This is a genomic window from Streptomyces cylindrosporus (assembly GCF_022698165.1).
GTDB lineage: Bacteria > Actinomycetota > Actinomycetes > Streptomycetales > Streptomycetaceae > Streptomyces > Streptomyces cylindrosporus.
Window position 1 is genome coordinate 329,529 of sequence record NZ_JALDAY010000002.1, and the last position, 13,463, is coordinate 342,991.

17 protein-coding genes are annotated in these 13,463 nt (G+C 67.6%); 15 read left to right on the forward strand and 2 right to left on the reverse strand.

Annotated elements, in window-relative coordinates:
- Positions 1-81: 81 nt before the first annotated feature.
- A complete protein-coding gene (locus MQP27_RS06585; protein ID WP_242763581.1) occupies positions 82-804 on the reverse strand; it encodes an IclR family transcriptional regulator in 723 nt (240 codons plus the stop codon).
- Positions 805-903: 99 nt separating this feature from the next.
- Between MQP27_RS06585 and mhpD the strand changes: the two genes are divergently transcribed.
- The 15 genes from mhpD (at position 904) to MQP27_RS06660 (ending at position 11,939) form a co-directional block, all read left to right on the forward strand.
- Positions 904-1,719 (forward strand): 2-keto-4-pentenoate hydratase, encoded by an 816-nt coding sequence (gene mhpD / locus MQP27_RS06590; protein ID WP_242762175.1) that lies wholly within the window; start codon positions 904-906, stop codon positions 1,717-1,719.
- Positions 1,716-2,651 carry an acetaldehyde dehydrogenase (acetylating) gene (locus MQP27_RS06595; RefSeq protein ID WP_242762176.1) on the forward strand — a complete coding sequence of 312 codons (936 nt, stop codon included), beginning with the start codon at positions 1,716-1,718 and terminating at the stop codon, positions 2,649-2,651. Before mhpD ends, MQP27_RS06595 begins: the two co-directional genes overlap by 4 nt.
- Complete coding sequence (gene dmpG / locus MQP27_RS06600; RefSeq protein ID WP_242762177.1) at positions 2,648-3,670, forward strand: 4-hydroxy-2-oxovalerate aldolase; 1,023 nt, start codon at positions 2,648-2,650, stop codon at positions 3,668-3,670. Before MQP27_RS06595 ends, dmpG begins: the two co-directional genes overlap by 4 nt.
- A 381-nt stretch (positions 3,671-4,051) precedes the next feature.
- Positions 4,052-4,282 (forward strand): hypothetical protein, encoded by a 231-nt coding sequence (locus MQP27_RS06605; protein ID WP_242762178.1) that lies wholly within the window; start codon positions 4,052-4,054, stop codon positions 4,280-4,282.
- Positions 4,260-4,772, forward strand: a complete 513-nt coding sequence (locus MQP27_RS06610) for a DUF6879 family protein (RefSeq protein WP_242762179.1) — start codon at positions 4,260-4,262, stop codon at positions 4,770-4,772. The genes MQP27_RS06605 and MQP27_RS06610 overlap by 23 nt, the downstream gene beginning before the upstream one ends.
- 27 nt (positions 4,773-4,799) lie before the next feature.
- A complete protein-coding gene (locus tag MQP27_RS06615) occupies positions 4,800-5,645 on the forward strand; it encodes a helix-turn-helix domain-containing protein (RefSeq protein WP_242762180.1) in 846 nt (281 codons plus the stop codon).
- 92 nt (positions 5,646-5,737) lie between these two features.
- Positions 5,738-6,127, forward strand: a complete 390-nt coding sequence (locus MQP27_RS06620; protein WP_242762182.1) for a hypothetical protein — start codon at positions 5,738-5,740, stop codon at positions 6,125-6,127.
- Positions 6,124-6,666 carry an NUDIX hydrolase gene (locus MQP27_RS06625; RefSeq protein ID WP_242762184.1) on the forward strand — a complete coding sequence of 181 codons (543 nt, stop codon included), beginning with the start codon at positions 6,124-6,126 and terminating at the stop codon, positions 6,664-6,666. The genes MQP27_RS06620 and MQP27_RS06625 overlap by 4 nt, the downstream gene beginning before the upstream one ends.
- A gap of 82 nt (positions 6,667-6,748) precedes the next feature.
- A complete protein-coding gene (locus MQP27_RS06630; RefSeq protein WP_242762186.1) occupies positions 6,749-6,994 on the forward strand; it encodes a hypothetical protein in 246 nt (81 codons plus the stop codon).
- Positions 6,995-7,054: 60 nt separating this feature from the next.
- A complete protein-coding gene (dapF, locus tag MQP27_RS06635; RefSeq protein ID WP_242762187.1) occupies positions 7,055-7,858 on the forward strand; it encodes a diaminopimelate epimerase in 804 nt (267 codons plus the stop codon).
- Positions 7,855-8,949 carry a D-alanine--D-alanine ligase family protein gene (locus MQP27_RS06640; RefSeq protein ID WP_242762188.1) on the forward strand — a complete coding sequence of 365 codons (1,095 nt, stop codon included), beginning with the start codon at positions 7,855-7,857 and terminating at the stop codon, positions 8,947-8,949. The genes dapF and MQP27_RS06640 overlap by 4 nt, the downstream gene beginning before the upstream one ends.
- 12 nt (positions 8,950-8,961) lie before the next feature.
- Positions 8,962-9,513 carry a cysteine peptidase family C39 domain-containing protein gene (locus MQP27_RS06645; RefSeq protein ID WP_242762189.1) on the forward strand — a complete coding sequence of 184 codons (552 nt, stop codon included), beginning with the start codon at positions 8,962-8,964 and terminating at the stop codon, positions 9,511-9,513.
- Positions 9,510-9,872: a glutamate ligase domain-containing protein gene (locus MQP27_RS06650; protein ID WP_242762190.1), complete on the forward strand. Its 363-nt coding sequence runs from the start codon at positions 9,510-9,512 to the stop codon at positions 9,870-9,872. Before MQP27_RS06645 ends, MQP27_RS06650 begins: the two co-directional genes overlap by 4 nt.
- A gap of 475 nt (positions 9,873-10,347) precedes the next feature.
- Complete coding sequence (locus MQP27_RS06655) at positions 10,348-11,028, forward strand: DUF488 family protein, N3 subclade (protein ID WP_242762191.1); 681 nt, start codon at positions 10,348-10,350, stop codon at positions 11,026-11,028.
- Positions 11,029-11,114: 86 nt separating this feature from the next.
- Entirely contained in the window at positions 11,115-11,939 is an 825-nt protein-coding gene (locus MQP27_RS06660; RefSeq protein ID WP_242762192.1) for a DUF8757 domain-containing protein, read from the forward strand.
- An 18-nt stretch (positions 11,940-11,957) separates the two neighbouring features.
- Here MQP27_RS06660 and MQP27_RS06665 read toward each other — a convergent pair whose 3' ends face one another.
- A complete protein-coding gene (locus MQP27_RS06665; protein WP_242762193.1) occupies positions 11,958-13,073 on the reverse strand; it encodes a DUF3644 domain-containing protein in 1,116 nt (371 codons plus the stop codon).
- Between the last annotated feature and the right edge of the window lie 390 nt (positions 13,074-13,463).

Below are 13,463 nucleotides of genomic sequence, written 5' to 3' on the forward strand. Positions count from 1 at the left end.
GCCGTCTGCTGCGTGGTCCTCGCAGCCGCGATCGGTGCCCTGCTCCGGGCCCCAAAACCCCACCCACCACGGACTGACGGCTCAGCCGCCCCCACGCAACGCCCGAGACAACCCCAGGGCAGCCGTGCGCACCGCAGGAGCCAACTGCGCCGGGCTGAAGCGGGAGCGCGGTACGGCAACCGAAAGGGCGGCGACCGCGGTACCCCCCGAGAACACGGGGGCCGCGATGCAGTTCACGCCGACCGCGGCCTCCTGCTCCTCGTAGGCCAGGCCCGACACCTGGATCTGCTCCAGGGCGAGGCGCAGCCGCACCGGGTCGGTGATCGAGTGCGGCGTGAGACTCGGCAACGGCTCGGCCAGCACCTGCTCGGTCAACTCCTTGCCGGAGAAGGCCAGGAGCGCCTTTCCGACGGCCGTGCAAGTCAGGGGCAGGCTGCCGCCGATACGGGAGGGCAGTCGCAGGGCCTCGTGGCCGTGGATGCGCTCCAGGTAGACGACCTCCATGCCCTCGCGGATACCGAGGTGCACGGTCTCGCGGGTGGCCTCGAACAGGTCCTGGAGGAACGGCAGGGCTGTCTCGCGCAGGTCGAGCCGGTGCGGGACCAGGGAGCCGAGCTCGAACAGCTTGGCTCCGAGCCGGTACTGGGTGCCCGAGCGCTCGAGCCAGCCCAGTCGGACGAGGTCCGCCGCCAGTCGGTGGACGGTCGGCTTGGGGAGGCCGGTGCACTCCGAAAGTTCCGACAGACGGAACGGTCCGCCGCTCGGGCTGAAGCATTCCAAGATGGCTGCGGCCTTCTCCAGCATGCTGCCGCTCGCGATGTTCCGTGACACGGAACAAAGCTTGGCTCATCCGGAGTCAGCTGTCTATATCGGTGTCAGCACTCGCACCCCCTGGAGGAATCCATGCCGCACGCCGCCTCACCGGCCGTGGTCAAGGCCGCCGACCTGCTGGAGGAGGCCGCCCGTACCCGGGCCGCCTGCCCGCCGGTGCGGACCCTGCTCGACGCCGGCGACCTGGAGGCCGCCTACGCCGTGCAGCAGGTCAACGTCCGCCGCGCGCTGGACGCCGGGCGACGGATCGTCGGCCGCAAGATCGGGCTGACCTCGACGGCCGTGCAGCGGCAACTGGGCGTGGACCAGCCCGACTTCGGCGCCTTGTTCGCGGACATGGCGGTGCCGCAGGGCACCGAGGTGCCGGCCGGGCGGCTGCTCCAGCCCAAGGTGGAGGCCGAGGTCGCGCTCGTCCTCGCCGAGGATCTGCCGCACCGCACGTGCACGGTCGTGGACGTGTTGCGCGCGGTGGACTTCGCGCTGCCCGCCCTGGAGATCGTCGACAGCCGGATCGCGGGCTGGGACATCTCCCTCGTCGACACGGTCGCCGACAACGCCTCCTGTGGCATGTACGTCCTCGGCGGCAGCCCCGTACCGCTGAGCGGGCTCGATCTGCGCTCGGTGTCGATGACCATGACCCGCAACGGCGAGACCGTCTCCGAGGGCACCGGCGCCGACTGTCTCGGCAGCCCCCTCAACGCGGCCGTCTGGCTGGCCCAGGCCCTCGCCGAACGGGGCGACCCGCTGCGCGCCGGCGACCTCGTGCTGACCGGGGCGCTGGGCCCGATGGCCCCCGCCGCGCCCGGTGACGTCTTCGACGCCCACATCTTCGGCCTGGGCTCGGTCCAGGTCGGCTTCGCCCAGGAACAGGAAGGGGCACGGTCATGACCACCAAGGTCGCCATCATCGGCTCCGGCAACATCGGCACCGACCTCATGATCAAGGTCCTGAGGCTCTCGGAGAGCCTGGAGATAGCCGCCCTCGCCGGTATCGACCCGGACTCCGACGGCCTGGCCCGCGCCCGCCGCCTCAAGGTCGCCACCACCCACGAGGGCGTCGAAGGCCTGGTGAAACTGGACGAGTTCGCCGACGTCGACATCGTCTTCGACGCCACCTCTGCCGGCGCCCACCGCCACCACGACGAGGTGCTCCGCGCACTGGGCCGCACCCTGGTCGACCTCACCCCGGCCGCGATCGGCCCGTACGTCGTCCCGTCGGTGAACGGCGACGCCCACCTCGACGCCGGAAACGTCAACATGGTCACCTGCGGCGGCCAGGCCACCATCCCGATCGTCGCCGCGATCAACGCCGTGTCGCCCGTCCATTACGGCGAGATCGTCGCGTCCATAGCCTCCCGCTCCGCAGGCCCCGGCACTCGGGCGAACATCGACGAGTTCACCGAGACCACGTCGTCGGCGATCGAGCAGGTCGGCGGGGCCGCGCGCGGCAAGGCGATCATCGTGCTCAACCCGGCCGAACCCCCGCTGATCATGCGGGACACCGTGCACTGCCTGGTCTCCGAGTGCGCGACCGAGGCCGTGACGGCGTCGGTCGAGGAGATGGTCGGCCGTGTCCAGGCGTACGTGCCGGGCTACCGGCTCAAGCAGAAGGTGCAGTACGAGAAGGTGGCCGCCGACGATCCGCTGCGCACCCTGGCCTCCAGCGGGGATCCCCTGAAGGTCTCCGTCTTCCTGGAGGTCGAGGGTGCCGCCCACTACCTCCCGGCCTACGCCGGGAACCTCGACATCATGACCTCGGCCGCGCTGCGCACCGCGGAACGCATGGTCGCCCACCGTTCCGTCGAAAGGGCCACGCGATGACCCGTCTGTACATCCAGGACGTCACCCTGCGGGACGGCATGCACGCCGTCCGGCACCGCTACACCGCCGAGCAGGCCCGCACCATCGCCGCCGCCCTGGACGCGGCCGGGGTGGCCGCCATCGAGATCGCCCACGGCGACGGACTGGCCGGTTCCAGCATCAACTACGGCATCGGCGCGCACACCGACTGGGAGTGGATCGAGGCCGTCACCGACGCCGCCTTCCACGCCGTCCCCACGACCCTGCTGCTGCCCGGCATCGGCACCCTGCACGACCTCCGCCAGGCACACCGCCTCGGCATCCGCTCGGTGCGGGTCGCCACCCACTGCACCGAGGCCGACATCTCCGCCCAGCACATCGCCGCCGCACGCGAGTTGGGCATGGACGTCGCCGGGTTCCTGATGATGTCCCACATGGCCGAACCGGCCGAACTGGCCCGCCAGGCCAAGCTGATGGAGTCCTATGGCGCTACTTGCGTCTACGTCACCGACTCCGGCGGCCGCCTCACCATGGACGGCGTCCGCGACCGCTTCCACGCCTACCGCGAAGTCCTCGACCCGGCAACGGAGTTGGGCATCCACGCCCACCACAACCTCGCACTCGGTGTCGCCAACAGTGTCGTCGCCGTGGAAAGCGGCGCCATCCGCGTCGACGCCTCCCTCGCGGGCCAGGGCGCCGGCGCGGGCAACTGCCCCCTGGAGGCGTTCATCGCGGTCGCCGACCTGATGGGCTGGGAGCACGCCTGCGAGCTGTTCCCCCTCATGGACGCCGCCGACGACCTCGTACGCCCCCTGCAGGACCGCGAGGTCCGGGTCGACCGCGAAACCCTCAGCCTCGGCTACGCGGGCGTGTACTCCAGCTTCCTGCGGCACGCGGAGACCGCCGCCGCGCGCTACGGGTTGGACACCCGCAGCATCCTGGTCGAGGTGGGCCGCCGGGGCATGGTCGGCGGCCAGGAGGACATGATCACCGACATCGCCCTGGACCTGATCACACAGATGCGAAGCACCTCGGTCTGATCCACCCTGACCGGGACGACGACCTCCGAGGGCCTGGTGCGCAGCGGTGCGCGCCAGGCAACGCCCACCATGTGTCAGGTCCACACCCCGACGAAGATCTTGCATTTACCGACTCACCGCCGGCGCCGCGGGGGTTACTCCGCTCTCGCATCAAGGCCCGATCCGTAGGGATCGACCTGCCTGGGATCACCAGGGCGCGGTCCTGGAGCTGCCAGCCCCGTCCAAACGAGTGGATATCCACGCGCCCTGCGCCGACAGCCTGCTTCCCTGCTCGGGTCGCTTTCCGAAGTTCTGGCAAGTTTCCGCAAGTTCCTGGCTTGAGGGCTCAGTCGCGGGCAAGCTCTGGCACAGAGATCCTTACCGGCATCCGAGGAGGACATCATGGCCCTGCGCAAGCTCGGCAAGGACCCGGAGAGTCCGAGTGGCGGCTCGCCCACCATCTACCTCGACGAGGAGAAGGACAGCTACCTCGTGCAGGGGTGGAAGGTGGAGGACTCCGAGCGTCTCGGGCAGATGGACATCCCCGGCCATGAGTCGGTGGTGGAGATCCCCCGGCGCATGGTGCAGTTCTTCCTGGAGGTGAAGAAGGATGACGAGGCCCCCGACGTTTGAGGAGCTGTTCCGCGACTGCCAGAGGACGGCCGTCCATCTGGAGATGCGCGACGCCTACATGAAGTCGGACCCGGCCTTCATCGACTGGAAGGCCGGCGTGGTTCTCGACCCCTCCGAGCGCTGGGCCGACTGGCACGCCATTGTCACGGAAGCGACCTCGCGCGGCGTCGAGGTGCGCCGCGCCCGCGTCGTCTCGACACCGGTCAGCGAGTACATCCGCTTCGAGTACGACGTGACGGACGGGCTGAACATCGCGGCCGGCGAGAGCGTGCGGTGGCTCCCGCGGCGCTCCGCGACCGACATCGCGCTTCCGGGCAACGACTTCTGGCTGTTCGACTCCCACCTCGTCCTCGTCAACCACTTCGACGGCGAGGGCGAAAACATGGAGGTCGAGCTCACCGAAGACCCCGAGGTGGCGAAGCTGTGCGAGTCGGCCTTCGAGGCCGTATGGCAGCGCGCGACGCCCCACGCCGCGTTCGAGCTTGCCTGACAGCGCGAACAGCACCGCCGCACCGAGATGACATCGCCCTCTTCGAGCGTCCAGGAAGCCCGCAAGGCGCTCGGACAACGTCTGGCCGAAATCCGAAAGACCGCCGGATTTACCAAGCGAGCGCTGGCCCAAAGCCTGGGCTGGCACGAGTCGAAGGCTTCGCGCTTCGAGAGCGGCACACGCGCGCCCTCGGAGCGCGACCTTCGCGCGTGGTGTTCCGCGTGCGGCGCGGAAGGCCAGGCAGAGGATCTCATCTCGACGGCCCGCGGAATTGAGGGCATGTATGTCGAGTGGCGCAAGATGGAACGCCACGGTCTCAAGTGGGCGCAGGAATCCGTGGTTCCTCTCTGGGAGCGCACCGAACGCTTCCGGATTTACTCGCCCTGGCTCATCCCCGGCCCCGTGCAGACAGCCTCATACATTACTGCGCTTCTGACCTCCATTCGCGACCGCCGAGGACTCATCGACGATGTACCGGCGGCCGTCAAGGTGCGCGTCGAGAAGCAGCAAGTCGTCTACGGGAACCACAAGTTCGCCATCCTTCTGGAGGAGAGCGTGCTGCGGTACCGCATCGGCGGAACCGACGTGATGGCCGGCCAGCTCGGCTATCTCCTCAGCGTCATGGCACTGCCGTCGGTGAGCATCGGCATCATCCCCCAGGACGCCGACCGCTCGGGCCTGTGGCCGGTCGAGGGATTCTTCTTGTACGACGACGAGTTGGTGAACGTCGAACTGGTTTCGGCTCATCTCACCGTCGTCCAGAAACACGAACTTGCCATGTATGCCAAGACATTCAGCGAGCTGGCCGAACTTGCCGTCTACGGCGCCGCAGCGCGGGAAATCATCACCGCTGCCATCGAATCTCTAGGGTGAATGCACGGCAAGTTCCGGCATACTCGTGGAAGCCCGTTCGCTTCCCTTCCTAGCGTTATAGCCACGGCTGAAAGCGCGCTCCGGAGGGGCCAATGATGACTGTGGCAAGTACGGGCAAGACATTCGAGACGGCCGAGGACTTCGAGGACGACGGCATCCCCATCGACGTAGAGGCGATCTCGTCGCATACGAATGCCGCCCTCGGCCTGCGGATGGACACCACGACCCGCGCGGCGATGGACCAGCAGGTGCCGGCGATCGCCGGTCATCTGAACCGCCTGCTCCACGAGGATCTCGGCGCCGACGACGACAGCGAGGTGCGCAAACTCCTCCGCGAGGGCACCAAGTTGGTCGACCTCACCAACCGGCCGACCCCCGAGACGCCCACCTTCGGGACCTACCTCTACCTTCGCAATGTCGCCCTGCTGACGCGACGCCTGCTGTGGATCTACTCCGAGCGCAACGGGCTGGATACCCCGTGAGCGTCAGGGACGACCAGATCGTGCGGGAACTCTCCCACTACATCTACGAGCACCCCGCCGACCGGATGGCACTGATGCCGGTCTACGACGCGGCCCGCGACCACTCACAGCGCCGCGCCTGCACCCACGAGCAGCGCTGCCCCCTCGTGACGACGGGCGCGGTCGTCGTCGACGAGCACGATCGCGTCCTGTGCCTGCGGCACGACGAAGGCTATGCCCTCGCGGAGGCGGAGCCGGAGGAGAGGGACGACTCCCTCAGCGAGGCGGCCCTGCGCCTGCTGGCCGAGGAGGTCGGTATCCGGGACGTGTGGACGCAGCCCGGCGCCGAGGGACCCTTCCTGGTCGACGTGACCAGGCCCGGACAACACCGGTACGGGCCCCGTCTCCGGGTCGGCGTCCGCTATCTCTTCCGGGCCCACTCGGGCGCCGTGTTCCCGTCGATGATCGAGACCGGTGCGGCGGCATGGGTGCCCCTCCCCGACATAGGCATCCCGTCGGTCCGCGCCCGCGTGGAGCACCACCTGATCGGAACCCTATGAGCCCCCGCAACCAACAACTCGCCTACGTGGCAAGCCTCGTCGCTCTCGGCGGCTCCCTTCTGCTCGGCATCTGGAGGCGCTGATGTACGAGCACAGAGCGAACGAGTCGCCGCCCCTGCCCCCTCCGCCGATCGGAACGATCGGGCACACCCGGCCTCCGGGCGATGTCCGCGTCGGTGACTTCGTCTACCTCGACGGCGAGTACCAGCGCGTCCGGGACATGAGGTCCGCGGGCACCGCAGCCCACCGCGTACTGATCTTCGCCCGACGCGAGCCCTGGGTCATGCGAGAAGCCCGCACCACATACCGGCCCATCGACCGCCACTGACCCCGCTCTGCTCGGGCACCTCACCCTCAACCCTCACCTCACTGCACGAGGAATTTCACCATGCGACGCTTCCGCAAGATCCACGGCGCGGGAAACGACTTCGTCCTGCTCTGCGACCTCGGACCGGACGACGACAAGGAATGGCCCAAGGAGGCGGAACGCCTGTGCGCCCGGCGTACCGGCGTGGGCGCGGACGGCCTGGTCATCAGCACACTGGTCAGCCACCGCCCCGCCGTCCTCGACGTCACCTGCTACAACGCGGACGGCTCGACCGCGACCATGTGCGGCAACGCCCTACGGTGCTCCGCCTGGGCCGCGCACCATGATCACGGCTTCCGGCAGATGAGTCTCCACATGGCCGGCGTGGAGCACGAGGCGGTCGTGTCCGACGACTCCGTGTGGGTCACAGCCGAGGTCGGCGCGGTCGACCCTCGGCGCTTACAGACCGTCATCAACGGCAGACCGACCTGGTTCGACAGCGCCCACACAGGCACGGAACACGCCGTAGCCATCGTCGACGACGTGGACGCCATCGACACGGTGACAATCGGGCGCCTCGTGCGCCACCACACCGACATTGCCCCGTTGGGCACGAACGTCAACTTCGTTCAATCCGCAGGCCATCAGGCACTGAAGATCCGCACCTACGAACGCGGGGTCGAGGCCGAAACCCTGTCGTGCGGAAGCGGCGCCGTCGCCGCCGTCGTCATCGCCACCCTGCGCGGATTGGTCGCAGGGCGCACCGTCACCGTCCACAACCGCGCCGGGCAGCCGCTCACCGTCCGGCCGCACGACGCCCGGCCAACTCGAACGCACTGGGTCGGCGGCCCGGTCACCCACACCTTCGAAGGGGTACTCGCATGACTGGCTTCCTCAACCCCAGCTCGGACAACGCACTGCAGAAGGCTGCCGAGGAGCTTCGCGAGTGGGGGCGGAGCCGCCAGGGCCTCCGGGTCGCCCTCACCTACGGGCCCGTGTCCGCCGAGGACCGGCTCTATCACTCCAAGTGCCCCGTCGAGCAGCGATCCGTCACCGCCCTGGGCGCAGCGCTGGAAGAGATCGGTGCCCGCTGGAAAGTGCTGGACCCGTGCGAACCCGACTTCATCATCGACCTGGCCGGGTACGACGTAGCACTCTCCAATCTGCACGGCCCCTACGGCGAGGACGGCCGATTGCAGGGACTGCTCGACTACCTGCGCGTGCCCTACTGCGGCAGCGGAGTCGCTGCATCCGCGGTGGCCGCCGACAAGATCCTCTGCAAGCGGGTGATGCTGACCCTCGGCGTCCCCACGCCCGGCTGGCACGTCTGGTCCGGCGGCGGCCCGGTGGCCTGGAACGGGCGTCCCGTGATGGTCAAGCCGCCCTTCGGCGGGTCCAGCGTGGGCATGAGCCTCGTACGCGACCCGGCGGACCTGCCCGCCGCTCTCGCGGATGCGGCCAGTCCTGAGGGTGCGGAGGTGCTCATCGAGGAGTACGTGGCGGGCACGCCCATGACTGTGGGACTCCTGGAACTACCGGGCGACTCGGTCGTCGTCTTCCCGCCGCTGACCACCGAAGCGGCCGAAGCCGACTTCTACGACGCCCACTCGAAGCTCGACGTGGACTCCAGGGCCGCGGTCACCGTGCGCGCTGCCGAGTTGGAGCCCGAGGTGCTGGACCAGGTCACCGGGCACGCCCGGACGCTGTGGGGCGGCCTCGGGCTGCGCGGTTCAGCACGCATCGACTTCATCCTCACTGACGACGGCGATCCGTACGTGCTGGAGGTCAACAGCACGCCCGGCATGTCCCGCAACAGCAACTTCGCCGTGGGGGCCGCGATGGTCGGACTCACACACACGGACGTCGTGTTGGCGATGCTGCACGAAGCCCTGGCCCGCCCGCCCTACGATGTCCCCCTGCCCACTCCCGCGTTCGCCGGCACCACACGGGCCCGGGAGGCTGCCGTCTCACCGTAGGAGCCCGCCACTGTGCCGCGCGTCCACGATGTCCCCCTGTGCCGTCAGCTCATCGACCCCGCCGAATGGGACCTGCACGGCGGATGGGCACTCGGGGACAGGATCGAATGGTCCAACCGGGCGTGCGGCCTGGCCTCGCTGAGAATGATCCTGCTCGCCTACGGCCGCGAAGCACGCACCGTCACGGAACTCCTGAAACTCGCCGTCAAGCACGAGGTCCTGACCCCACGTGGAGCACTCCACGTGGGCATCGCGAGCCTGGCGACCGACCTCGGAGTCCCCGCGACCGCCGAGCCCGTCCCCGTCGAAGACCTGACGGCACGCCTCGACCACGCCCCGCTCATCGTGTCCGTGACCGAACAGTTCCCCGACGACGGCCGCACCGGCGGCCACCTGGTCATCCTCCGCGGCTACGTCGACGGCCCCGACCCGACGATCCACTTCCGGGACCCATCGGCCTGGGGCCAGACCCACGACCGAGTCCCCCTCAGCCGCGTATCCGCTTCCTACACCGGCCGCGCAATCACCTTCACGCCCCTCAATTCCAACGGAGAGTCTCGATGACCGAGGCAATCGGCGACACGACCGAGGCCACAGGCGGCCGGCGAATCGCCGTACTCGGAGAGATGCTGGAACTGGGCGATGCTGCCGTCGAAGCCCACCGCGAGGTCGGTCGCATGGCAGCCGAGAACGGCGTCGACCTCGTCGTAGCGGTAGGTGGGGACATGGCCAAGCAACTCGCCCTCGCGGCAGGTGCGGCCGGAGTGCCGGACATCGCGCTGGTCGGCGACAACATCACCGCCGCCGCCTACCTCGACTCCATCCTCCGCCCCGACGACGTCGTACTCGTCAAGGCATCCCGCGGCGGCCAACTCTGGCAGATCGCCCAAGCCCTCACTGGGCAACCTGTTACAGGGTTGTGAGTCATCTTCACCCCGAGCGAATGGGCCCCGCACTCGGCCCGTCACACTGAACGCCCCATCCACGTTTCAAGGCAGCTGCGCCGCAGGCAATTCCTCCGAAGCCTCCGGTTCAGCTGACAGGCCACCAATGGTGAGACCCATCCTTGGCCACCGCCGCCGTCCCAGCCGCCGAGAACGACGGCAGCCAACCGGCGTCAACGTCATCACCCGGGCCTTCTAGGACCAGGCCGCCCTCGACTTCGCGGCGTCCCTCACCTGCGAGCAGTCCTCGACGCCCCCGCCCTGCAGGGGAGTAGATCTTGCAGTCGGCTCGAGGCGACCACATCGAGCCTGGGCGGGAGCGGCCAGCTGGCTCGTAAGAGGAGGCGTGTGACGCCACGGCCGTCGGACAGGCGGAGGGTATTCGCCAGTCCCGCCCCATACCTGACCGGGAACGCCGCCCCTTGCGTTCTCAGCGGCCATTAGGATCACGACCATGGCAAGCCACCACTCAGCGCGTCCTCATGACCACGCCCGCGTTCTCGCCCAGAGGTTGCGGGCGTTGCGGGAGGAACGCGGGTGGTCGCGTGAGCGACTCGCCAAGGATGGGGGCGTCTCTGTACAGACGGTGGCTCGCCTGGAAAGCGAGGGAGCAATCCAGCCAGGTTTCTTGACCGTTGGAGCGGTCGCCGAAGCCCTTCACGTCTCTCTCGACGACTTGTTCCGGGAAACCAAGGCAAGGCCCGGACTGTGGTCTGCGGGGTATGAAGGACGGGACATCGACTCGTTCGTCGCCTCGCTTGTCGAGAGCCATATCGATGTGGTGGCGGACGTGCGGCTCACGCCGATCAGTCGCAAGAAGGGCTTCAGTAAGACCCGGCTCGGGGAGGCGCTCGCGGAGGCTGGCATCGAGTACACCCACCTACGTGGCCTGGGCAATCCGAAAGACAACCGTGCGCCGTTCTGGGACGGCCGCGTCGCCGAGGGCAGGGCCCGGTTCCAGGGGGTGCTGCGGTCTGAGGAGGCGCAGACCGATCTCGATCGCCTCGCCGAGCGCGCCCAGCAGTCACGGGTGGCGGTGTTGTGCTTCGAGCAGGACGAGAACCGCTGCCACCGGCAGGTCGTCCTCGAGACGGTGCGTAGGCGTGCCGCAGTGCCTGTGATTCCCTTGGCCTGACTTCACCGCCTGCTCCCGCACGCGCCCTTGCCCGTGGCGCGTGCCTCTCCTCCAATCAGATCCGGGAGATCACGGAGGGGGCGTCCATGGCAGCGGGGAATCGGCAGCGCGCACGCATACTGATCACGGTCAAGACGTACCCAGAGCTATCCAACAAGTACCGCGAGACCAGTTGTGTGGCTGGCATACGCCTGGACCAGCACGAGCCGCAGCACGTACGGCTCTTCCCGGTGCCATTCCGGCTCCTGGTCGAAGAAGCCCAGTTCTCCAAGTACTCGATCATCGAGGTCGACGTCGAACCGCACCGGCCGGAACGGGACTCACGCCCAGAGAGTCTCCGCCCCGACCTCGACACTCTGGAGATCGTCGGGGACGTGCCGCCAGACGGAGGTTGGAAGAATCGGTACCGCTACGTCGAACCGCTGGTCGCCCCGTCGCTCTGCGCCATCAAGCGGGATCAGGAGGCGCGGGGGACATCCCTCGGCGTCTTCCAGCCCGCTGAGATCACCCGTTTCCGACTGGAACCCGCAGCGTCCTGGTCAGCCTCCAAGGCGGCATTGGCCGATCAACTCGACCTGTTCGAACAGGAGTTGAATCCGCTGGAATGGGTGCCCCTCGACCTCCGCTACAGCTTCCGCTGTGCTGACGACAGCTGCCCGACCCATGACATGGGGCTCAAGGACTGGGAGGCCGGCCAGTCGTACCGCAAGTTCCGGCGCAAGTACGGCGAGCGCGGAGTCCGTGAGGCACTGCGCGAGGTTTGGTACGACCGGATGTGCGCCCCGAACCGGGCCGTCCACTTCTTCGTCGGCAACATCGCGGCCCACCCCAAGACCTTCATGCTGCTGGCCGTCTTCTACCCGGAGCGGAAGGCCATCCAATATATGCAGGACAGTCTGTTCGGTGAGTGACACCCTCCTGTCGCAGATTCAAGCAGACCTGCTGTGCTGCTGCGCTTCGCTCACTTCTGGCGTCCCCGCCTGTTTCGGGAAGTGGGTCACCTTCTTCATGCGCGGCTCCCGGCCGAAGAACACGCGGTACTTCTCAATCGTGCCGATCTCCCTGACGACCTTCTTCACCCAGGCGTGCGTGTAGACGTAGGCACCGAATGCCTCGCTGTAGACGCAGTACTTCGCGTCCGTGGCGAGGGGATCGAGGGCCCCTGTGGCAGGCCTGACTCCCAAGCGTCGCCACATGATCGCGTGCTCGTGGCTGGCGCTGAATTCGAAGGGCACCTGCTCTTCCACGAGACGAGCCACTCGCTTCGGGAGCAGCTTGCCCTTATCAACCACTTCGACGTGCTTGACCTTCTCGATCACTGTGCCGAGACGCCCGGCTTCGACCATGACCGTACGCTCCTCCTCGCTCAGTTCGTCGAGCTTGACGAAGTTGATCGCCAGGTCGGCGTCCGTCTTCGAGCCGATGATCGGCACGAGCCGCACGCGGTAGTCGTACCTGAGATCGTCGAGTACGGCCGGATCGACAGCGGCATCGAACTTCGCCACAAGGTCGCGGGTGCGTTTCGGTAGCTTCCTCGCAGCTTCCTGGAGCTGCTCTCGCCCCTCAGCGGTGAGAGCCTGCAGTGTCATCGGGAAACGAAGCCGGTCGGCAAGGCTGTACTCGGCGCCGAAGTGGGCGACCAACTCCTGCTCGTAGTTCATGACGAGGGCCTGCGCCCTGCCGCCCGTGGCGATCTTCAGGTTGTGCTCGTACCGGTGCTCCACCTTGTTACGGAGCGCCACGAACAGCTCTCCGTTCAAGCGCACCGGATCCCTGCTGTCAGGGAAGCGCTCCCGAAGGCATCGGTCCAGATCCCATGCTTTCGGATCACCGTCGATGAGCTGGTGCTGACCGGTCTTGGGATCCCGGTAGTGATAGTCGATCTTCGCCTTGTGAAACTCCGCGTGGAGCAGGTAGTGCCACGCCCTGTGCATGTGAGTGAGGAAGTCGCTGTAACTTCCAGTCGAGCAATTCCACTCGTCGACCGCTTTGAGGGCGTGACGCTGCGATTCCGTGAGGATGTGGCGCCATCGAGCGTATGCCATGTCATGCGTCCTTCTCGTCCACAAGAAGGATCACACCAGCGACCGTTCCACGACAAGCACAATTCCCACAGCGTGCCAGGGAGAACACCTGTAACAGCCCCTGGACGCGTCTGCCCCCATCGCAGTACTGACTGTTCGTGGACTACACCAAGGAGTAGCCACAGATCACAGTGACACCGCCGCAGGTTCACCGCGCCTGCGCCCACCGTCGGCATCCTGGTGAACCCGTGCTGGGCATGCGACCCGCCGTCAGGCAGCATGGCTCGGGAAGATGTCAACACCACACCGCCGTATCTCGGACGCTACGCGCCGATCACCTTCACTCGGACCGTCACCTCTCTACGCGCCAAGGAAGGCAGCGGTCGGTACCCCAACGTCTGCTCCTGTCTG